The 19,250-nt window shown below is 64.2% G+C and carries 17 protein-coding genes; 14 read left to right on the top strand and 3 right to left on the bottom strand.

What is annotated here, in order from left to right; genetic code table 11:
- Window positions 1-136 precede the first annotated feature (136 nt).
- Together dnaJ and can are read left to right on the top strand one after the other, a co-directional pair.
- A complete protein-coding gene (gene dnaJ, locus MRBLMS1_RS21705; RefSeq protein ID WP_034745985.1) occupies window positions 137-1,270 on the top strand; it encodes a molecular chaperone DnaJ in 1,134 nt (377 codons plus the stop codon).
- Window positions 1,271-1,406: 136 nt separating this feature from the next.
- Window positions 1,407-2,078, top strand: a complete 672-nt coding sequence (gene can, locus MRBLMS1_RS21700) for a carbonate dehydratase (RefSeq protein WP_035822585.1) — start codon at window positions 1,407-1,409, stop codon at window positions 2,076-2,078.
- A gap of 18 nt (window positions 2,079-2,096) precedes the next feature.
- Here the strand turns inward: can and MRBLMS1_RS21695 are convergent, their stop codons facing one another.
- Window positions 2,097-2,582, bottom strand: a complete 486-nt coding sequence (locus MRBLMS1_RS21695) for a tetratricopeptide repeat protein (protein WP_485881797.1) — start codon at window positions 2,580-2,582, stop codon at window positions 2,097-2,099.
- 211 nt (window positions 2,583-2,793) lie between these two features.
- On the opposite strand from MRBLMS1_RS21695, the gene MRBLMS1_RS21690 reads away from it, so the two are divergent.
- From MRBLMS1_RS21690 to MRBLMS1_RS21675, 4 genes are read left to right on the top strand one after another with little or no spacing between them, the layout of a single operon-like run.
- Window positions 2,794-3,678 (top strand): TauD/TfdA dioxygenase family protein, encoded by an 885-nt coding sequence (locus MRBLMS1_RS21690; RefSeq protein ID WP_485881795.1) that lies wholly within the window; start codon window positions 2,794-2,796, stop codon window positions 3,676-3,678.
- A gap of 31 nt (window positions 3,679-3,709) precedes the next feature.
- Window positions 3,710-4,723: an ABC transporter substrate-binding protein gene (locus tag MRBLMS1_RS21685; RefSeq protein ID WP_485881793.1), complete on the top strand. Its 1,014-nt coding sequence runs from the start codon at window positions 3,710-3,712 to the stop codon at window positions 4,721-4,723.
- A 1-nt stretch (window position 4,724) separates the two neighbouring features.
- Window positions 4,725-5,570: an ABC transporter ATP-binding protein gene (locus tag MRBLMS1_RS21680; protein ID WP_485881791.1), complete on the top strand. Its 846-nt coding sequence runs from the start codon at window positions 4,725-4,727 to the stop codon at window positions 5,568-5,570.
- The gene (locus MRBLMS1_RS21675) at window positions 5,567-6,439 is read left to right on the top strand and encodes an ABC transporter permease (RefSeq protein WP_485881789.1); all 873 of its coding nucleotides are present in this window, start codon (window positions 5,567-5,569) and stop codon (window positions 6,437-6,439) included. Before MRBLMS1_RS21680 ends, MRBLMS1_RS21675 begins: the two co-directional genes overlap by 4 nt.
- On the opposite strand, the gene MRBLMS1_RS21670 is transcribed toward MRBLMS1_RS21675, so the two are convergent.
- A complete protein-coding gene (locus tag MRBLMS1_RS21670; RefSeq protein ID WP_034747696.1) occupies window positions 6,440-7,333 on the bottom strand; it encodes an HTH-type transcriptional regulator ArgP in 894 nt (297 codons plus the stop codon).
- A gap of 136 nt (window positions 7,334-7,469) precedes the next feature.
- Between MRBLMS1_RS21670 and MRBLMS1_RS21665 the strand changes: the two genes are divergently transcribed.
- From MRBLMS1_RS21665 to MRBLMS1_RS21645, 5 genes are all read left to right on the top strand, one after another.
- Window positions 7,470-9,905 carry a penicillin-binding protein 1A gene (locus tag MRBLMS1_RS21665; RefSeq protein ID WP_485881787.1) on the top strand — a complete coding sequence of 812 codons (2,436 nt, stop codon included), beginning with the start codon at window positions 7,470-7,472 and terminating at the stop codon, window positions 9,903-9,905.
- Between the two features lie 4 nt (window positions 9,906-9,909).
- A complete protein-coding gene (locus tag MRBLMS1_RS21660) occupies window positions 9,910-10,533 on the top strand; it encodes a trimeric intracellular cation channel family protein (RefSeq protein WP_034746006.1) in 624 nt (207 codons plus the stop codon).
- A gap of 97 nt (window positions 10,534-10,630) precedes the next feature.
- The gene (locus tag MRBLMS1_RS21655; protein ID WP_485881784.1) at window positions 10,631-12,508 is read left to right on the top strand and encodes a beta-propeller domain-containing protein; all 1,878 of its coding nucleotides are present in this window, start codon (window positions 10,631-10,633) and stop codon (window positions 12,506-12,508) included.
- Between the two features lie 64 nt (window positions 12,509-12,572).
- Window positions 12,573-13,124 (top strand): sigma-70 family RNA polymerase sigma factor, encoded by a 552-nt coding sequence (locus MRBLMS1_RS21650; protein WP_485881782.1) that lies wholly within the window; start codon window positions 12,573-12,575, stop codon window positions 13,122-13,124.
- On the top strand, window positions 13,121-13,939 hold the full coding sequence (locus tag MRBLMS1_RS21645) for a hypothetical protein (protein ID WP_485881780.1): 819 nt from the start codon (window positions 13,121-13,123) through the stop codon (window positions 13,937-13,939). Before MRBLMS1_RS21650 ends, MRBLMS1_RS21645 begins: the two co-directional genes overlap by 4 nt.
- A gap of 90 nt (window positions 13,940-14,029) precedes the next feature.
- Here MRBLMS1_RS21645 and MRBLMS1_RS21640 read toward each other — a convergent pair whose 3' ends face one another.
- Window positions 14,030-15,175 (bottom strand): MFS transporter, encoded by a 1,146-nt coding sequence (locus tag MRBLMS1_RS21640; protein WP_485881778.1) that lies wholly within the window; start codon window positions 15,173-15,175, stop codon window positions 14,030-14,032.
- Between the two features lie 282 nt (window positions 15,176-15,457).
- On the opposite strand from MRBLMS1_RS21640, the gene MRBLMS1_RS21635 reads away from it, so the two are divergent.
- Genes MRBLMS1_RS21635 through MRBLMS1_RS21625 form a run of 3 tightly spaced genes read left to right on the top strand, consistent with a single transcriptional unit; the run spans window position 15,458 to window position 19,123 of the window.
- Window positions 15,458-16,225 carry a gamma-glutamyl-gamma-aminobutyrate hydrolase family protein gene (locus tag MRBLMS1_RS21635; RefSeq protein WP_485881776.1) on the top strand — a complete coding sequence of 256 codons (768 nt, stop codon included), beginning with the start codon at window positions 15,458-15,460 and terminating at the stop codon, window positions 16,223-16,225.
- Window positions 16,226-16,281: 56 nt separating this feature from the next.
- Window positions 16,282-17,652: a glutamine synthetase family protein gene (locus MRBLMS1_RS21630; protein ID WP_034746018.1), complete on the top strand. Its 1,371-nt coding sequence runs from the start codon at window positions 16,282-16,284 to the stop codon at window positions 17,650-17,652.
- A gap of 10 nt (window positions 17,653-17,662) precedes the next feature.
- Entirely contained in the window at window positions 17,663-19,123 is a 1,461-nt protein-coding gene (locus tag MRBLMS1_RS21625) for an aspartate aminotransferase family protein (protein ID WP_485881773.1), read from the top strand.
- The last annotated feature ends 127 nt before the right edge of the window (window positions 19,124-19,250 follow it).

The raw sequence follows: 19,250 nt of genomic DNA, 5'->3' as shown, positions 1-19,250 counted from the left end.
GGCAGCCGGGCTGAACGCTACATCGCGGGATTAGCCGCGAAGACCGGCCGAGCCGAGTCGTTGCCCAGTGCAGCACTCGACTCGGCTTTTTCGTGTAATTTTTACATCAGTAGATAGACTGCAAGGTGCCGACAACATGGCAAAGCGTGATTTTTACGAGACACTCGGTGTCGCAAAAAATGCTTCGGAAGAAGAGATCAAAAAGTCTTACCGTAAACTGGCGATGAAATACCATCCGGACCGCAATCCGGATAGCAAGGAATCGGAAGAAAAGTTTAAGGAAGTCAAAGAAGCCTACGAGATGCTGACCAATCCGGAAAAGCGCGATGCGTATGACCGTTATGGTCACGCTGGCGTGGACCCGAACATGGGCGGCGGTGGCGGCTTCGGCGGCGGTGCTGGCGGCTTTGCCGACAGCTTCGGCGATATCTTCGGCGACATCTTTGGCGGTGGCGGTGGACGCAGCCGCAATGCGGGGCCACAGGTATACCGTGGCGCCGACTTGCGCTACAACCTGGAAATTACACTGGAGCAAGCTGCTCACGGCTTCGACACGACCATCCGCGTGCCGAGCTGGGACAAGTGCGACACTTGCCACGGTAGCGGCGCCAAGCCGGGCACTTCGCCCACCACCTGCGGTACCTGCGGTGGTCACGGCCAGGTGCGCATGCAGCAAGGCTTCTTCAGCATCCAGCAAACCTGCCCGAAATGCCATGGTAGCGGCAAGGTCATCACCGACCCGTGCACGCCATGCGGCGGCGCCGGTCGCATCAAGCGCAACAAGACCCTGGAAGTGAAAATTCCAGTCGGTATCGACAACGGCATGCGTATCCGTTCGTCCGGCAACGGCGAACCGGGCACGAATGGCGGTCCGTCGGGCGACCTGTATGTGGAAATCCACATCAAGCCGCACGCCGTGTTCCAGCGCGAAGGCGACGACCTGCATTGCGAAATGCCGATCTCGTTCACCAAGGCAGCTTTGGGCGGCGAAATCGAAGTGCCTACCCTGAACGGCAAAGTGTCGTTCACGATCCCGGAAGGCACCCAGTCGGGCAAAACCTTCCGCCTGAAAGGCAAGGGCATCAAGGGCGTGCGCTCCGGTTACGCGGGCGACCTGTTCTGCCACGTGGCCATCGAAACGCCCGTGAAACTGACGGAAAAACAGAAAGACCTGCTGCGCGACTTTGAAAAGTCGACGACCGAGGGCGGTGCCAAGCACAGTCCGCAAAGCAAGACCTGGAAAGACAAGGTCAAGGATTTTTTTGAATAAGCACACGTAATACCATGCGCCGGGATGCTTCAACATCCCGGCGTTTTTTTCATCACGACTGAATAATGTGCGCGCATCGCCGGCCTATGGGCGCGATCTGCCGCCAATTCAGTCGTACGTACACAATGGGAGCGATATGACCGAACAGAAAAATGGCCCGGCCCTGGCGGAACTGCTGCAGCGTAACCGCCGCTGGGCCGACTCGATGGTGGCGAAGGACCCGAACTTCTTCAAGAATCTGGAAGCACAAACGTCGCCTGAATACCTGTGGATCGGCTGCTCCGACAGCCGCGTACCAGCGAATGAACTGCTGGGCATGGCGCCAGGCGACGTGTTTGTACACCGTAATATTGCCAATGTGGTCGTGCATTCCGACCTCAATTGCCTGTCCGTCCTGCAATTTGCCGTGGACGTGCTGAAAGTCAAACACGTGATCATCGTCGGCCATTACGGCTGCAAGGGCGTGCATGCGGCCATGACGGGCACGCGCATCGGCCTGGTCGACAACTGGCTGCGCCACGTGCAGGACGTGGGCCAGAAGCACGAACGCTATCTGGGCGACGTGCTGACGAGCCGCCAGCGCGGCGACCGTCTGTGCGAACTGAACGTCGTGGAGCAAGTCTTGAACGTGTGCCAGACCACCGTCGTGCAAGATGCGTGGGAACGGGGCCAGGAACTCAGCGTGCACGGCTGGGTCTATGGCTTGAAGGATGGCTTGCTGAACGACCTGGAAGTGACCGTCACGGCTGGCCACGAACTGGCGCCGCGCATGGCGACGCGCCTGGCCCGCTACGAAGCCATCGCGTAATAGATGCCGGCGCCGTGCTTACGGCGCCGCATTGTCCAGGCGGCCCAGGTAATCGGCCGCCTCCCGCACGCCCTCCTGCGCCGCCTGGCGCAGCCAGATTCTGGCCTGGGGAATGTCTTGCGGCGTGCCCCGGCCTTCGGCCAGCGCCACGCCATAGTGGTAGCGCGCCAGCCGAGCATAGGCGGCGTCATCATTCGTATGTGCGCCGCGCCGCATCAGCGCCGTCGCCTGTTGCAAGTCCTTCGGTACGCCGATGCCCGTTTCATACAACTGGGCCAGCCAAATCATCGAATACACATCGTTCCAGCGCCGGATGCAGTCTTCAAAGATGGCCACGGCGGCTGCATGGTCGCCCGTCTTGTCGGCCGCATAGCCGTACAAGCACTTGATGCGCTTGTCGCTGTGCACATAGGCTTTGTAGCTGAGATCGCTTTCACCCTCGCTATCCTGGGCGTGGGCGGAAGCGCTGAACAGCAAGGCGAGCAGCAGGGCGTAGGTGGGCATGGATTTCCTGGTCTATGGTTGAGAATTGGTAGGTAAGCAAATTGCGTGCTTGCCCCATTCCCGGGCAACGCTCCTGCTGCTGCGCCATTGCGTGACAGTGCCTGTTGCAGCGTGGCGCAGCGCGCCGCGCATATCCATATAGTAAATGCTTCGTTTGCAAGCAAGGCTGGCCGGCATACAGTGGACTTCCCCAGACTCTTGGCGAACTCCCATGTCGGCCGTCCTGAAACCCGTGCAATCCACCAGCCACTTCCATATCGAGACTTTCGATGCGCCGCTCGGCGCGCAAGTGCTGGGGCTGGACCTGGCGCAGCCGCTGTCGCAGGGCGATTTCCAGCGCCTGCACCACGCCCACCTCGACCATCACGTGCTGGTGTTTCGCGACCAGCGCATCACGCCGCAGCAGCAAGTCGATTTCAGCCGCCGCTTCGGCCCGCTGCAAATCCACGTGCTGCGCCAGTTCCAGCTGCCATCGCAGCCGGAAGTGCTGATCATCTCGAATATCGTCGAAAACGGCCAGCCTATCGGCCTCGGCGATGCCGGCCATTTCTGGCATTCCGACCTGTCCTACAAGGAGGTGCCCAGCCTCGGCTCCATGCTGCATGCGCAAGAGTTGCCAGATGAGGGCGGCGATACCGTGTTCGCGAATATGCACCTGGCCTGGGAAAGCTTGCCGGCCGCGCTGCGCCACGCCGTGCGCGGCGCCCGTGCCGAGCATAGCTATTTGAGCCAGTATGAGGAATTGCGCCGCCGCAACCCATGGCGGCCCGCCCTGACGCAGGCGCAGATCGATGAAGTCCAACCCGTTACCCATCCCGTCGTGCGCGTGCATCCGGAAACGGGACGCCGCGCCCTGTTCGTCAGCGAACATTTCACCACGCGCATCGTCGGCTTGCCCGACGATGAAAGCCGCGCCCTGCTCGATGAACTGTTTGCCCACAGCGTGCGCCCGGAGCACCTGTACGTGCACCGCTGGCAACCGCACGACCTGGTGTTCTGGGACAACCGCTCCCTGATGCATCTGGCCACCGGTTGCCCACCCGACCAGCGCCGCAAGCTGTACCGCACCACCATCGAAGGCGATGCGCCGTACTGATTTTTTGAACGTAGTTGACCAAGGAGTGTCCATGTTGCCGATCTTGACCTTTACCCGCCGCCTGCTTGCCACCATTGCCGTGCTGTGCATGGCCATGCCCATGGCCCGGGCCGAAGGGCAGATCCGCATCGCGGGCCAGCATGGCATCACCTTCTTGCTGCTCAATATTGCGCAGGAACAAAAGCTGATTGAAAAGCATGGCAAGCAGCAGGGCGTCGATGTGAAAGTCGAGTGGATTACCCTGTCCGGCGGCCCGGCCATCAACGATGCTTTGTTGTCCGGCAATATCGATATCGCAGGCGCTGGGCTGGGACCGCTCTTGACCATCTGGGACCGGACCAAAGGCCGGCAGAATGTGCGCGGCGTGGCTTCGCTGGGCAATTTCCCCTACTACCTGGTCAGCAACAATCCCAAGGTAAAAACCCTGGCGGACTTGACGGACAAGGACCGCATCGCCTTGCCTGCCGTCTCCGTCTCCGTGCAGGCGCGCATCTTGCAAATGGCCGTGGCGAAACAGTGGGGCGACAAGGAATTTTCCCGCCTCGACAAGATCACGCAAACCTTGCCGCACCCGGATGCGGCCGCCGCCATCATCGCCGGCGGCACGGAGCTCAGCGGCCACTTCGGCAATTCGCCGTTCCAGGAGCAGGAACTGGCGCAAAAACCGAACGCCCACATCATCCTGAACTCGTATGACGTACAGGGCGGACCGAGCTCGTCGACCTTGCTGTATGCGACGGAAAAATACCGCAAGGACAATCCGAAAACCTACCGTGCCTTCATCGCCGCCCTGGCGGAAGCGGCGCAGTATGCGAGCAGCAATCCGCAAGGCGCGGCCGACATCTACATCAAGGTCAACAAGAGCAAGGTGGACCGCAATCTGCTGCTGAAAATCTTTGCCAATCCACAGGTGCAATTCAAGATCGCGCCGCAAAACACCTATGGCCTGGCGCAATTCCTGCACCGCGTGAGCGCGATCCGCAACTTGCCCGACAGCTGGCGCGATTATTTCTTTGACGACCCTGCCATCACGCAAGGAGGCTGACATGAACGCACCCGCTTTTCACCTGGTACGTCCTCCCGTTGCGCTGCAGCCATTGCTCAGCGTCAAACATGTCAGCCTGGAATACCGCACGGAGCAGCGCACCGTGCGCGCCACGCATGACGTCAGTTTCGACGTGTTTCGCGGCGACCGTTTCGTGCTGCTGGGACCATCGGGCTGCGGCAAGTCGTCACTGCTGAAAGCCGTGGCCGGCTTCATCGCGCCGCGCGCGGGCAGCATCGCCATGCAGGGCCAGCCCATCCATAAGCCGGGGCCGGACCGTGTCGTCGTGTTCCAGGAGTTCGACCAGTTGCCGCCGTGGAAAACGGTGCTGGAAAACGTCATGTTCCCCTTGCTGGCCAGCAAGCGCCTGGACAAGCAGGCGGCCTGCGAGCGCGCCCATCACTGGATCGCCAAGGTGGGCTTGGCCGGCTTCGAGGATGCCCATCCGCACACCTTGTCGGGCGGCATGAAGCAGCGGGTGGCCATCGCCCGCGCCCTGGCCATGCAGCCGGAAGTACTGCTGATGGACGAGCCGTTTGCCGCCCTCGATGCCTTGACCCGGCGCAAGATGCAGGAAGAACTGAGCCGCCTGTGGGAAGAGCTGCGCTTTACGCTTGTGTTCGTTACGCATTCGATCGAGGAAGCGCTGGTCGTGGGCAACCGTATCCTGCTGCTGTCGCCCCATCCGGGCCGGGTGCGTGCCGAATTGAACAGTCACCAGTTCGGCCTGCACAGCGCGGGCAGTGTGGAATTCCAGGCCGCCAGCAGTCGCATCCATGGCTTGCTGTTCGATGAGGAAGTCGCTCCCGTCCCGCAAGCAGTTAATGCGCAGCGGGAGGCCGTATGAGTACGCTGCTGGAACCATCGATCCGCCAGGAATTCGTTTACGCGGCACCGCCGCCAGCCGGCGTCACGGTCGAGCAGCCGCTGTCGCACTGGCAGCGTGTGAGCCAGCACGCGCTGTGGCGCAAGGCTCTCATTTTGCTCAGCCTGGCCCTGCTGTGGGAAGGCGCGGCGCGCTGGACGCAGAACGATTTATTGCTGCCCAGTTTTCTGCAGACGGCGCAGGCGTTTATCGGCGGCATCGCCAGCGGTGAATTGCTCACGCGCACGGCTGCGTCCCTGGTGGTGTTGCTGCAAGGCTATGCGGTGGGCGTGCTGGCCGCCTTCTTGCTGACCTTGCTGGCCGTGTCGAGCCGGATCGGGCGCGATCTGCTGGAAATCCTGACGGCCATGCTCAATCCCTTGCCGGCGATTGCCTTGCTGCCGCTGGCCCTGCTGTGGTTCGGCCTTGGGCGCGCCAGCCTGATCTTCGTCATCGTTCATTCCGTCATGTGGCCGTTGGCCCTGAATACGTATGCGGGCTTCCAGGGTGTGCCCGAGACCCTGCGCATGGCGGGCCGCAATTATGGCTTGAACGGCTTGCGCCTGGTGCTGCACATCCTCGTGCCGGGCGCTCTGCCGTCCATCGTCTCGGGCTTGAAGATAGGCTGGGCGTTTGCCTGGCGTACCCTGATCGCGGCCGAGCTGGTGTTCGGCACGACGTCGGGGCAGGGCGGCCTGGGCTGGTACATCTTCCAGAACCGCAACGAGCTGTACACGGACAAGGTGTTTGCCGGCTTGGCGGCCGTCATCGTGATTGGTTTGCTGGTGGAAAACATCGGCTTTCGCAGCCTGGAGCGCGTCACCTTGAAACGCTGGGGCATGCAACGATAGTTATTTCAGCATGGAGCGCGCCGCCGCGATGATTTGCCGCGACAGCTGCTCCATGCGCGGCGACTGCACCTTCCACGTGTGCCAGTACAGGGCCACGTCGGCCGGGGTCTTGGGCGTGAGCATTTCCACCAGTTCGCCATCCGTGTTTGCTTTCAGCAGCAGTTCGGGCACCATGCCGTAGCCGAGGCCGTAGCGGATGGCGTTGAAGTGCGAGGTGGCGCCCGGCACGTAATGGCAGGGGTAGGCCCCTTCGGGCAGGCCCAGCGCCTCTTGCAGGAACGACGATTGCAGGGTGTCCTTGCGCGTGTAGGCGACGACGGGCGCCGTGCGCGCCGCCTTGCGCGTCAGCCCGTGCGCAAACCACTGCTGGCGGAACGCGGGCGTGGCCACCAGCCAGTAGCGCATCACGCCCAGCGGCTCGGCCGTGCAGCCGCGCATGGGTTTTGGCTCCGTGCTGATGCAGCCGATCGCCATGCCCGTTTCCAGCAAGGTGTACGTGTGGTCCTGGTCTTCCACGGTCAGGTCCAGCAGCACGCGCTCGCGTATCAGCACCTCGGACAGGGCCGGGAAGAACCAGGTGCCCATCGAATCGGCGTTCAGCGCCAGCACCAGGGTCAGCGGGGCATCCTGCTGCACCGCCAGTTCCGCCTGCAAATCCGCTTCCAGCAGCTTGGCCCGTTTCAGATACTGCATCAGCCGCTGGCCCATGCGTGTGGCGCGCGCGGGGCGGCTGCGCACGATCAGCGCATTGCCCAGCTGGCTTTCCAGTGCCCGCACCCTCTGGGAAATAGCGGGGGAGGTCAGGTGCAGCCGCAGCGCCGCCTGTTCGAAACTGCCCGTTTCGACGACGGCGCGAAACGCTTCCGTATGTTTGGGATTGAGATCCATGGTCATCGCCTGCATAAGAAAAATTTATCAATACTAAATAATACTTACTTTTCATAAGGATGAGTGTGTTGCAGTGCACAATGCCTCTTTGATGGAGTGCCGCGCGCCAGCGTGCGGCCTCCTGGCAGCAAGGAATACCACCATGGAAGCACAAGCGAACGACAGCAGCACCCGCAAGCCCCAGTCGAAGCTGGCGCGCAATCTGAAATTCGGCCTGGGATTGACCCTGGGCCTGGGCATGGCCGCCGCGCTGGCGGGCGGCTGGTGGCTGCGCCAGGCGTGGCAGGATTTGCCGGCCGTCGAACACTTGGCCCAGTACAAGCCCGCACTGCCGCTACGCATTTTCTCGAGCGAAGGCGAGCTGCTGGCCGAATACGGCGAAGAACGCCGCGAATTCCTGCCCCTGAAAGATATCCCGCTGCGCATGCGCCAGGCCTTGCTGGCCATCGAGGATGCGCGTTTCTACGAGCATGGCGCCGTCGATTTCTATGGCTTGACGCGCGCGACCCTGGCCAACGTCGTCACGGGCCACCATGCGCAGGGCGCCAGCACCATCACCATGCAAGTGGCGCGCGACTTCTTCCTGTCGCGCGAAAAGACCGTGCAGCGCAAGCTCACGGAGATGCTGCTCGCCTACAAGCTGGAACAGCATTACGGCAAGGACAAGCTGCTGGAACTGTATATGAACCAGATTTACCTGGGCGAGCGTTCCTACGGTTTTTCCGCCGCCTCGAACGTTTACTTTGACAAGCCGCTGGCGGACGTCAGCATCGCGGAGGCGGCCATGCTGGCCGGCTTGCCGAAAGCGCCATCGGCCTACAACCCCGTCGCCAATCCCCAGCGCGCCACCGTGCGCCAGCATTACATCCTGCAGCGCATGCGCGAACTCGGCTACATCACGCCGGCCGAGTACGACGCGGCCGTGGCGGAAAAGCTGGCCCTGAACAAGGACCGCAACAGCTCCGTGCATGCGGCCGCATATGCGGTCGAGGAAGCGCGCCAGCTGATCCTGCAAAGCTATCCCGAAGGCGCTTACAGCATGGGCCTGGACGTGACGACCACCATCCGCATGGCGCCGCAGCGGGCGGCCGACAAGTCGCTGCGCGATGGGCTGTTGAATGCGCAGGCGCGCCGTGGCTACCGTGGCCCGGAAGCGCGCCTGGCCGCTTCCGAAGACAGCGTGGCGCGCCAGCTGGCTCCCTACCCGGACAGCGGAGAATTGCGCGCCGCCCTCGTGCGCAAGGTGGAGACCACGGCCAAGCGCCAGGTGACGGCGCAGCTGCGCAATGGCGACGAGATCGTGCTGACGGCATCGGAAGCGCGCCTGGGCGGCAAGCTGGCCTGGGACGGCAAGCGCGCCATCGCCGAGGGCAGCGTGATCCGCGTGGTGCGCGATGCGGCCAAGAAGGGCTGGCTGGTGAGCCAGCTGCCCGAAATGGAAGGCGCGCTCATTTCCGTCGAGGCGCACAGCGGCGAAATCGTCGCCATGGCGGGCGGCTTCGATTTCTACCGCAACCACTACAACCACGCCATGCAGGCCTATCGCCAGCCCGGCTCCAGCTTCAAGCCCTTCGTGTATTCGGCGGCGCTGGAAAAGGGATATTTTCCCGGCACGGCCGTCGATGACACGCAGCGCCTGCTGCTGCCGCAGGAAACGGGCGCACGGCCCTGGCGTCCGCGCAATTACGGCAACAACTATGAAGGCTTCATCAGCGTGCGGCGTGGCCTCGTGCGTTCGAAAAACCTCGTGGCCGTGAGCCTGATGCAGGCGGCCGGCCCCGGCTACGTGCAGCACTACGCCACGCGCTTCGGCTTCGAGGGCGCGCGCAATCCCGTGTCCCTGCCGCTGGCGCTGGGCGCGGGCGCCGTCACGCCGCTGCAGCTGGCGCAGTCGTATGCCGTGTTCGCCAACGGCGGCATGCAGATGCCGCCGAAACTGATCAAGGAAGTGCGCAGCCGCAGCGGAGAAGTGCTGTTCAGCGATGCGGCGCCACGCGCCAAGGGCGAGCCGGCGCCGGGCACGCAAGTGATCTCCACGCGCAACGCCTACGTCATGGACAGCATGCTGCGCGACGTCGTCAAGAGCGGCACGGGCCGCGGCGCGCTGGCGCTGGGGCGTGGCGACGCGGCCGGCAAGACGGGCACGTCGAACAACGCCTACGACGCCTGGTTCGCCGGCTACTCGTCCGGCCTCGTCTCCGTAGTCTGGCTCGGCTACGACCAGCCGAAAAGCCTGGGCAACGCCACGGGGGGGACCTTGGCGCTGCCCGTCTGGCGCGACTACATGCAGGTGGCCGTGCAGGGCCGCCGCGAGCAGGTATTGGCCGAACCGCCTGGCTTGGCCCTGCTCGACGGCGATTACGTGTATGCCGAATATCTGGCCGGCGACTGCCTGAAGGATAACTTTGCCTTTATCCACAGCAGCGTCGGCTGCGGCAGCGGCGATGCGGATACGCGCATGGCGCACGGTGAGGCTGGCGCCGGCGATGGCGGCTCGAGCACGGGCACGAACGAAGCGCGCACCCTGAGCGAAGCGCGCGAACGCGAACAAATTCTCAAATCATTTTCGGAAGAGTAAGAGCATGCTGCTATATACGATTTACCTGGTGGCGATCGTCGCCGAAGCGATGTCCGGCGCCATCATGGGCATGCGGCGCGGCATGGACTTGTTCGGCATCTGCATGATCGGCACCGTCACGGCACTCGGCGGCGGTACCGTACGCGACGTGCTGCTGGGGCACTATCCGCTGGGCTGGATCGCGCATCCCGAATACCTGCTGTTTACCATCGGCGCGGCCATCGTGACGGCCTTCGTCGCCCGCTATCTGCACCATCTGCGCGCCATCTTCCTGCTGGTCGATGGACTGGGTCTGGTGGCGTTTTGCGTGATCGGCTGCGACATCGCCATGTCGGCCAAGATGCATCCGGCCATTGTCGTGCTGGCGGGGATGATCACGGGTGTCTTTGGCGGCCTGCTGCGCGATATCCTGTGCAACCAGATTCCCCTCGTGCTGCAGCGCGAAGTGTATGCCACCGTGGCGCTGTTCACGGGCAGCCTGTACGTGGGCTTGCTGTACTTCAAGGTCGACAGCTCCGTGGCGCAGCTGGCGTCCATCGGCGCCGGTTTCCTGTTCCGCTTCCTGGCACTGCACTTCGAGTGGCGGCTGCCGAATTTCAATGGCGACCGCATACGGGGTTTTGAATAAGGTAAAACGCTGCGTGATTATTTTCACGCGCGTTTAACCCCTTTTTCTGCGCCGCTGCGTTTCATGTTGGACACCCCAGCCAACCGGAGAAGAAGCGATGTCCAGCGCCCTCAAGATCACATTGACACTGTCCCTGCTGCTGTCGGCAGGCAGCCACGCCGCCGGCACGGCGCCGCGCAAGACCCTGGCGCCGTTCGCCAGCGAACAGGCCTTGAGCAGCTACCTGCAGCAGTTGCAGGCGCGCCAGGCGGCCTTGCTGCGGGAGCAGCAGAAACTGCAGCGCGCCACGGCGCAGTCCATGTCTGCTCCACCCGCTCCTCCCGCGCCGATGGCGGCCAAGGCTGCTCCCGCGCCATCGGCAGAAGCTGCGGAATCCGTCACCAATGTGCAGACGGCGGGCGTGGACGAAGGCGGCATCGTCAAACTGCATGGCAAGCACCTGGTGATGCTCCGGCGGGGCAAGCTGTTCACCGTGCAGGTGGGGGGCAATGCCTTGCAGCCCGTGTCCTCGCTCGACGCGTTCGCGCCGGGCAGCGACCCGTCCGGCAGCTGGTATGACGAGATGCTGATCGATGGCGATACGGTCGTGGTGATCGGCTACAGCTACAGCCGTGGCGGCACGGAGATCGGCCTGTTCGACATCGATGCGAACGGCAAGCTGGCCTACCGCTCCACCTATCACTTGCGCTCCAACGATTATTACTCGTCGCGCAATTACGCGAGCCGCCTGGTCGGTGGAAAACTGGTGTTCTATTCGCCCCTGTCGCTGAACCTGCGCCGTGGCGACCCGTTCGGCGGCTTTCCTGCGCTGCGCCGCTGGCGCCCTGACGCCGTGCCGTCCGACTTCAAGCGCATCGCCCCGGCCACGCGCATCTACCGCACCGATGAAGAACCCGAAACGGGCTTCGGCCTGACCCTGCATACGGTCACCGTGTGCGACCTGGCGCAGCGCGACATGCGCTGCGAAGCGACGGCCGTGATGGGGCCGCAGGGCCGCGTGTTTTATGTGTCGGGCGAATCAGTCTTCGTGTGGACGACGCGGCGCGGCAGCGACTCGGGCGTGTTCCGCATTCCTCTCGACGGCAGCGCGCCCAGCGCCCTGAAGGTGGCCGGTGCGCCCGTCGACCAGTTCTCGTTCCTGGAAAGTGGCGATGGCCACCTGAACGTGCTGCTGCGCGCTGAAGGCCAGGGCGACGCCATGTGGGATGGCGCGCGTGGCCGCGGCGACATGGCCCTGCTGCGCGTGCCATTGGCGTCGTTTTCCGATGGCCGCGACAGCGCGCCCGCCAGCAGCTACAGGGCGCTGCCCGGTGGTGGCGGCTACGGCTTGCAGAACCGCTATGTGGGGTCCTATCTGTTGTACGGCAATCCGGGCAATCCGGGACGCCGCAAGGCGGACCAGGCTTGGCCGCGCCAGCCCCTGTACGCCGTGCGCTGGGCCGATGCGGGCAGCGTGCAAGCCTTGTCCCTGCCGCATGGCGTGGAGCGCATCGAGGCGCTGGGCAATGACGCCGTGGTGATCGGCGCGCAGGGCAGGGATCTGCACTTCAGCACCATCGGCCTGGGGGCGCAGGCGGCGATCGCCACGCGCTACATCCGCACCGACGCGGCGCAGGGCGAGTCGCGCAGCCACGGCTTTTTCTACAAGCCGCAAGCGGCCGGCGAGGGCATGATCGGCTTGCCGATCCTGGGCGCGGACGAGCGGCCTGGCCTCAACAAGCCAGCGGCCTCCGTGCTCTACTTGCGCAACAGCGGTTTGACATTGACGGAACTGGGCGCGCTGGCGGCGCGGCCGGGCCAAATGCCGGACGACGGCTGCCGCGCGTCCTGCGTGGACTGGTATGGCAATGCGCGGCCCCTGTTCCTGCAGGGCCGGGTCTTCGCCCTGCTCGGCTATGAACTGGTGGAAGGGGCGCTCAGGGATGGACAGATACGCGAAGTGCGCCGCATCAGCTATGCACCCACTGCACGTTGACGGCATAGTGAAATTGCCGCTGCCGCGTAGTTCGGCTACACTGGTCCGCATGCCAGATACCCTGATGACCGCGACGGATGAAAACCTGATGCTGCGCTACGGCGCCGGCGACCTGCCGTCGTTTCGCGAACTGTACCGGCGCCATAGCCATGGCCTGTACCGCTTCGTGGCCTGGCGTTCGCCGCGCCGCGCGTGGGTGGACGAGATCGTGCAGGACGCATGGGCCAGTCTGCATGCGGCGCGCGCCGGCTACCAGCCGCAAGCGGCATTCCGCACCTATCTGTACCAGATCGCGCGCAACCGCCTGATCGACCTCCTGCGCCAGCGCGAAGGACAGGAATATGATGACGCGGGCGAACGGGCGGACGAGGGCGCGTCGCCGCCGCAATCGCTGGAGCAGAAACAGCAGCACGCGCGGCTGCATGCGGCCATCGCCGCGCTGCCGGTGGAGCAGAAGGAAGCGCTGGTGCTGCAGCAGTTCAGCGGCATGAGCATCCTCGAGATCGCCGTCGTGACGGGGGCGGAAGCGGAAACCGTCAAGAGCCGGCTGCGCTACGCCATGCAGAAATTGCGCACGGGCTTGGACAGCGCCGCTGGCGCGGGAGGACAGGCATGAATACGCACGATCAAGATAACGACGAACCGAACGACGCACCGATTGACGAGGAGTTGAACGCGCTGCTGGCCAGCCTGCCGCAGCCCGCGCCTTCCAGCGCGCTCGATGCGGCCATTCTGGCGGACGCGGAAAAAGCCTTGCAAAAACCGGCAGCCGCGAACGACAGCGCCGACGGCGTGCAGCGCACCTTGCCGGCCAAGAAATCGCCGGACTACCTGCAGCGCTGGCGCGTTCCGCTGGGACTGGCCGCGGCCGTGCTGCTGACGGTGAATCTGATCGGCGTGGACTGGTTCGGCTCGAAGCCGGCGCAATTTCCCGTGGTGGGGGAACCGGTCACGCAGGAGGTGATGCGGGAAGCCGCACCGGCCGCCGCACCTGCGACTGAGTTTGCGCCACTACCGCCAGCACCGCGCGTCATGGCCAAGGCGGCACCGAGGCCGCCGGCGCAAGCCGAGCCAGTGCCAGCACCCGTGTCAGCACCCGTTCCTCCGCCAGCGCCACCGGCCCCGCCACCACCTCCGGCAATGCGGGAGGCGATGGAGCAGCAAGCGGCCATGCAGGCCGAAGCCAGCCTGCAGCGCCAGGCGCCGGCACAGCGGGCGCTGGCCATGCCCGCTCCCATCGTGGCAAAGTCGGCGCCGTTGCCACCAGCGGCCAGGCTCGATGCTTCCGTGTGGCTGGTGAAGATCGACGCCCTGCTCAGGGCGGGCGAAGGTGCGCTGGCGCAGGAGGAGTGGTCAGCCTTCCGGCAGGCGTATCCCGATTATCCGGTGGCCGAGGAACTGCGGCAGCGGCTAGAAAAGCAGAAGCAATAGCGAGTTGATGCGCTGCCTTAACCCGCAGGCAAAGAGCTGGGGTCAGACCCGGCGGGTCTGACCCCGGAATTGAAGGCTCGATCTGCTGGGCTACACGATCCCCTTCCTGCGCTCCCACACGGCGCTGCCGACGAAAATGGCGGCGCATACCCACATCACGGCCGGCAGGGCGTTCACGCCCACGGACTGCATCAGGACGCCCGTCAGCAGGGGGCCGCCGCCGCTGGTCACGCCCCAGGTGGCGTTGACGATGGCACTGGCGCTGGTCAGCGACAGGCCCGTAAACCGCTCGCCGCAGGCCACCAGCGCCAGCATGTAGATGCCGCCCGCCGCCGCGCCCAGCAACAGCAGCAAGGTCCACCACAGCCATGGCGTGCCGACGGCAAACGGCAGCAGCGGCAGCAGCAGGCAGACGGCCACGCCGCAGCCCGCGTGGACTTTGGCGCGGCCGTAGCGGTCGGCCATCCATCCCAGCGCGAATTGCAGGCCCGTGTCGCCCACCAGCACCACGGTGGCCGACAGCAGGGCCAGGTCCGTGCCGATGCCGTGCTCCATCGCGTACAGCGGCAGCAAGCTCAATGCCAGCGTGTCGAACAGGGCGAAGAAGGCGGCGCCGAGCACGATCATCGGCATGCGCGGCAGGATCAGGGGCCACTTCACGCCATGTTCTTCCGGCTCCCTTTCCGGGCCGCTGTTCGAGATCAGCATCAGTCCCGGCACGGCCAGCAAGAACAGCAGGCCGCAGGCGGCGAAACTCCAGCTGATCTTGTCGTTGAACAGCGCCACGAGGGCAGGACCGATCAGCTGGAAAAACGTAAAACTGGTGGTGTACATGGCCACTACGCGGCCCCGCGAATTGTCGGGCGCCAGCCGGTTGACCCACGCCTCGCCGATGGTAAACAGCACGCCCATGGCGCCGCCGAACAGGAAGCGCAGCACGCTCCACGCCAGCAGGTGGTCGGTGCACTGCATGGCGATCGTCGCCAGCGACGCCACCCACACGGCGCCCAGCATGGTGGCGCGCGCGCCGAAACGCCCCACCCAGCGCGAAACGAATGGCGAGGCGGCCAGGATGCCGAGGGCGCTGACGGCCGTGATCATGCCGATGATGTCCGTGCCCACGCCGCGCTGGTGCAGGGTCAATGCGGTGAGCGGCATGGTGGCGCCCAGGCCCAGGCCGACCACGCCGATGCTGACCACGAGGGCGAAGAAGTCGCGCCATGGCATGGTCTTCATGGCTGCCCCCTCGGGGTGAAAAAGGTGCTTGAAAAGGCTGAAAAACGGTGTGGATGCATGGGAAAGTAAGGGACTTTGCCTGCGGCGCTGGTGTTTGGCGCCGGACGGGCATATGATGATTTTATCAAGAGCAATATTGCAAAGCCGTAGTGTAGGCGATGTGTGCCATCGCTGGCCATGCCCATCGGTGTGGCCGCCCCTGCCGGCTCTGCTGTACAGTGAAGCGAGCGGCAGCGCTGTCATGGCGCTGTCATTGGATCGTTACGCCAGCGAGGAAGCTCTATGCGCCGTCCCGTCGTTCTCGTTCCCGCCTGCCAGCGCCAGCTTGGAAGCCATGCCTGGCACATGGCGCAGGACAAATACCTGCACGCCGTGCTGCGCGGCGCCGGCTGCATGCCGCTGCTGCTGCCCGCCTTGGGCGCGGACGCGGACCTGGAAGCGGCGCTGCACGTCGCCGACGGCGTCATGCTGACCGGTTCCGCCTCGAACGTCGACGCCCGCCTGTATGGCGAAGACATCCTGCATCCCGGCCTGCCGCAAGACCCCGCGCGCGACGCCACCACCTTGCCCCTGATCCGCGCCGCGCTGGCGCGCCAGTTGCCCCTGCTCGCCATTTGCCGCGGCTTCCAGGAAGTCAACGTGGCCCTGGGCGGCAGCCTGCACCAGGCCGTGCACGCGGTGCCGGGCATGCAGGACCACCGTGAGAACGTGCTCGATCCCCTGGCGCGCCAGTACGGGCCCGCGCACCGCATCAAGCTGATGCCCGACGGCCTGCTGTCGCGCCTCTTGGGCGGCGAGAGCGAAATGATGGTCAATTCCCTGCATGGCCAGGGCGTGGCGCGGCTGGCCGATGGCTTGCTGGTGGAAGCGCTGGCCGACGACGGCCTGGTGGAAGCGTATAGCGTGGCCAGCGCCGCCGGTTTTACGCTGGCCGTGCAATGGCACCCCGAGTGGCAGGTGGAAGACAATCCGCAGTCCATGCGCCTGTTTGGCGCCTTCGGCCAGGCATGCCGCGATTACCAGGAACAGCAGCACCGAAAGAAAGAATGACCGGCGCGCCGCACGAGTAGCACGCGGCGTTTGATCAAGACCAGCGAGAGGGAAACATGGCAATACGCGAAAATTTCACTTATACGGACATGGATTTGTGGCTCAATGAAAAGCGCGTCACGGAAATCGAATGCCTGGTCCCCGATTTGACGGGCGTGGCGCGGGGGAAGATCCTGCCGCGCGGGAAATTCACCCAGGAGCGCGGCATGCGCATCCCGGAAGCGGTACTGGGCATGACGGTGACGGGCAATTATCCGGTCGACGATGGCGGCTATGACCGCGCCATTTCCAGCACCGACCGCGACATGATCTTGAAGGCTGATCCCACCACCATCACCATGGTGCCGTGGGCAACCGATCCCACGGCGCAAGTCATCCACGACTGCTATTTTTCCGACGGCGCGCTGGTCGATTTCGCCCCGCGCTCCGTGCTGCGGCGCGTGCTGAAACTGTATGCGGACAAGGGCTGGAAACCCGTGGTGGCGCCGGAGCTGGAGTTCTACCTGACGGCGAAAAACATGGACCCCGACCTGCCCTTGAAGCCGCCCATCGGGCGCAGCGGCCGGGCCGAGACGAGCCGCCAGGTGTACAGCATCGACGCCGTCAACGAGTTCGACCCCCTGTTCGAAGATATCTACGATTACTGCGAATTGATGAACCTTGACGTCGATACCCTGATCCACGAGATCGGCGCGGGGCAGATGGAAATCAACTTCCTGCACGGCGATCCGCTGGGCCTGGCCGACAAGGTCTTCTTCTTCAAGCGCACCCTGCGCGAAGCGGCCTTGAAACACGATATGTACGCCACCTTCATGGCCAAGCCCATGGCGGGCGAGCCGGGTTCCGCCATGCACGTGCACCAGAGCGTCGTCGATGCGAAGACGGGCCTGAACATTTTCAGCAACGAGGACGGTTCGGCCGCGCCCATCTTCAAGCATTACATCGCGGGCTTGCAGCGCTACATGCCGTCGGCCATGGCCATCGTCGCGCCCTATGTGAATTCCTACCGCCGCATCGTGCGCCACACGGCCGCGCCGATCAACATCCAGTGGGGCCTGGACAACCGCACTGTGGGCTTCCGCGTGCCCGAGTCGGGCGTGCAGGACCGGCGCGTGGAAAACCGCATCATCGGCGCCGACGCGAATCCCTACCTGGCCCTGGCCGTCACCCTGGCCTGCGGCTACCTGGGCATGACGGAGCAGCTGGAAGCGACGCCGATGATGGTGGGCAGCGCCTACGACATGAAGTTCGAACTGCCGCAAGGCTTGCCCGAGGCCCTGCAGCTGCTGCGCGCGGAAGACAAGCTGCGCACGGTGCTGGGCGAGCGCTTCATCGACGTGTACGCGGCCATCAAGGACCTGGAACACCAGGAGTTCATGACGGTCATCAGCCCCTGGGAGCGCGAACACCTGTTACTGCACGTATAAAGGATCATCTATGAGCACATCCAACAATCCGCTGGCGCCAAGCGCCGCCCTGGTTGCGTCCGTGGCGCAGAAAAACGCGGCGCCGCAGGTGTACGATACAAACGCCATCCAGCAGATGGACTCGGCCCACTACCTGCATCCATTCACCGATTTCCAGGACCTGGCAGCCAAGGGTGCGCGCGTGATGGTGCGCGGCGATGGCGTCTACCTGTGGGATAGCCAGGGCAGGAAGATCGTCGACGGCATGTCGGGCCTGTGGTGTGTGAACGTGGGCTACGGCCGCACGTCGATCTCGCAAGCCGTGTACAAACAGATGGAAACGCTGCCGTTCTATAACAGCTTCTTTGGCACGACGAACGTACCGGCCGCGCAGCTGGCCGCCAAGCTGGCGCAGATATCGCCGCCGCAGTTCCAGCACGTATTCTTCACCAGTTCCGGTTCCGAAGGGAACGACACGAATTTGCGCATGGTGCGCCGCTACTGGGACATCCTCGGCTACAAGGAGCGCCACACCATCATCAGCCGCCACAACGCCTATCACGGCAGCACGGTGGCGGGAGCGTCGCTGGGCGGCATGGATGGCATGCATGCGCAGGGCGGCATGCCGATACCGGGCATCGTGCATATCGGTCAGCCCAATTACCTGGAGTCGGGCCAAGGCTTGACACCGGAAGCGTTCGGCCTGAAGGCGGCCGGCTGGCTGGAAGACAAAATCCTGGAAATCGGCGCCGACAAGGTGGCCGCCTTTATCGGCGAACCGGTGCAGGGCGCGGGCGGCGTCATCATCCCGCCATCGACGTATTGGCCCGAGATCCAGCGCATCTGCGACAAGTACGGCATCTTGCTGATCGCCGATGAAGTCATCTGCGGCTTCGGCCGCCTGGGGCGCTGGTTCGGTTCCGAACTGTTCGGCATCAAGCCCGACCTGATCACGTTCGCCAAGGGCGTCACCTCGGGCTATGTGCCGCTGGGCGGCGTGCTGGTGGGAGACCGTGTCGCCAAGGTGCTGATCGAGCAGGGTGGCGAATTCACGCACGGCTTTACGTATTCGGGCCACCCCGTCGCCTGCGCGGCGGCGCTGGAAAACATCCGCATCATCGAGGAAGAGCGGCTGGTGGCCAAGGTGGCCGAGGATACGGGACCGTACCTGCAGCAGTGCTTCGCCAGCCTGGGCGAACATCCGCTGGTCGGCTATGCGGACAGCTGCGGCCTGGTCGCGGGCCTGAACCTGGTGCGCAAGAAGGGCGCCACCGTGCACGAGAACGAGCTGTTCGACGAGGGCCAGGGCGTGGGCATGATCTGCCGCGGCCACATGTTCGACAATGGCGTCATCATGCGCGCCGTGGGCGAACGCATGATCGTCGCCCCGCCATTGGTCATGACGCGCGCGCAGATCGATGAAATGGTGGGCTTGATACGGCTGTGCCTGGACAAGACGTATGCGGATGTACAGGCGAAGGGGTGGGTTTAAGCGTTCGCTGGACAGCAGCCGAATGCTGGGGTCAGACCCGCCGGGTCTGACCCCGGATTTCTGCTGAATGTGCCACAGAAATCACAATTTTCGCAGCACATACGGGTGAGTTCCGCTAAACTTCCAT

The organism is Massilia sp. LMS1-1-1.1 (assembly GCF_040815535.1).
Classification (GTDB): domain Bacteria; phylum Pseudomonadota; class Gammaproteobacteria; order Burkholderiales; family Burkholderiaceae_D; genus Janthinobacterium; species Janthinobacterium aestuarii.
Note: the sequence above shows the minus strand (reverse complement) of the source record. Positions and strands in the feature narration are given on the sequence as shown.

Excerpts from the sequence above, each read along its gene's own strand:
- MRBLMS1_RS21690 (WP_485881795.1), top strand. The coding sequence starts at position 2,794 with ATGTCGGCCGTCCTGAAACCCGTGCAATCCACCAGCCACTTCCATATC.
- can (WP_035822585.1), top strand. The coding sequence starts at position 1,407 with ATGACCGAACAGAAAAATGGCCCGGCCCTGGCGGAACTGCTGCAGCGT.
- MRBLMS1_RS21670 (WP_034747696.1), bottom strand. The coding sequence starts at position 7,333 with ATGACCATGGATCTCAATCCCAAACATACGGAAGCGTTTCGCGCCGTC.
- MRBLMS1_RS21655 (WP_485881784.1), top strand. The coding sequence starts at position 10,631 with ATGTCCAGCGCCCTCAAGATCACATTGACACTGTCCCTGCTGCTGTCG.
- MRBLMS1_RS21630 (WP_034746018.1), top strand. The coding sequence starts at position 16,282 with ATGGCAATACGCGAAAATTTCACTTATACGGACATGGATTTGTGGCTC.
- MRBLMS1_RS21640 (WP_485881778.1), bottom strand. The coding sequence starts at position 15,175 with ATGAAGACCATGCCATGGCGCGACTTCTTCGCCCTCGTGGTCAGCATC.
- MRBLMS1_RS21650 (WP_485881782.1), top strand. The coding sequence starts at position 12,573 with ATGACCGCGACGGATGAAAACCTGATGCTGCGCTACGGCGCCGGCGAC.
- MRBLMS1_RS21695 (WP_485881797.1), bottom strand. The coding sequence starts at position 2,582 with ATGCCCACCTACGCCCTGCTGCTCGCCTTGCTGTTCAGCGCTTCCGCC.
- MRBLMS1_RS21685 (WP_485881793.1), top strand. The coding sequence starts at position 3,710 with ATGTTGCCGATCTTGACCTTTACCCGCCGCCTGCTTGCCACCATTGCC.
- MRBLMS1_RS21645 (WP_485881780.1), top strand. The coding sequence starts at position 13,121 with ATGAATACGCACGATCAAGATAACGACGAACCGAACGACGCACCGATT.
- MRBLMS1_RS21660 (WP_034746006.1), top strand. The coding sequence starts at position 9,910 with ATGCTGCTATATACGATTTACCTGGTGGCGATCGTCGCCGAAGCGATG.
- dnaJ (WP_034745985.1), top strand. The coding sequence starts at position 137 with ATGGCAAAGCGTGATTTTTACGAGACACTCGGTGTCGCAAAAAATGCT.
- MRBLMS1_RS21675 (WP_485881789.1), top strand. The coding sequence starts at position 5,567 with ATGAGTACGCTGCTGGAACCATCGATCCGCCAGGAATTCGTTTACGCG.
- MRBLMS1_RS21680 (WP_485881791.1), top strand. The coding sequence starts at position 4,725 with ATGAACGCACCCGCTTTTCACCTGGTACGTCCTCCCGTTGCGCTGCAG.
- MRBLMS1_RS21625 (WP_485881773.1), top strand. The coding sequence starts at position 17,663 with ATGAGCACATCCAACAATCCGCTGGCGCCAAGCGCCGCCCTGGTTGCG.
- MRBLMS1_RS21635 (WP_485881776.1), top strand. The coding sequence starts at position 15,458 with ATGCGCCGTCCCGTCGTTCTCGTTCCCGCCTGCCAGCGCCAGCTTGGA.
- MRBLMS1_RS21665 (WP_485881787.1), top strand. The coding sequence starts at position 7,470 with ATGGAAGCACAAGCGAACGACAGCAGCACCCGCAAGCCCCAGTCGAAG.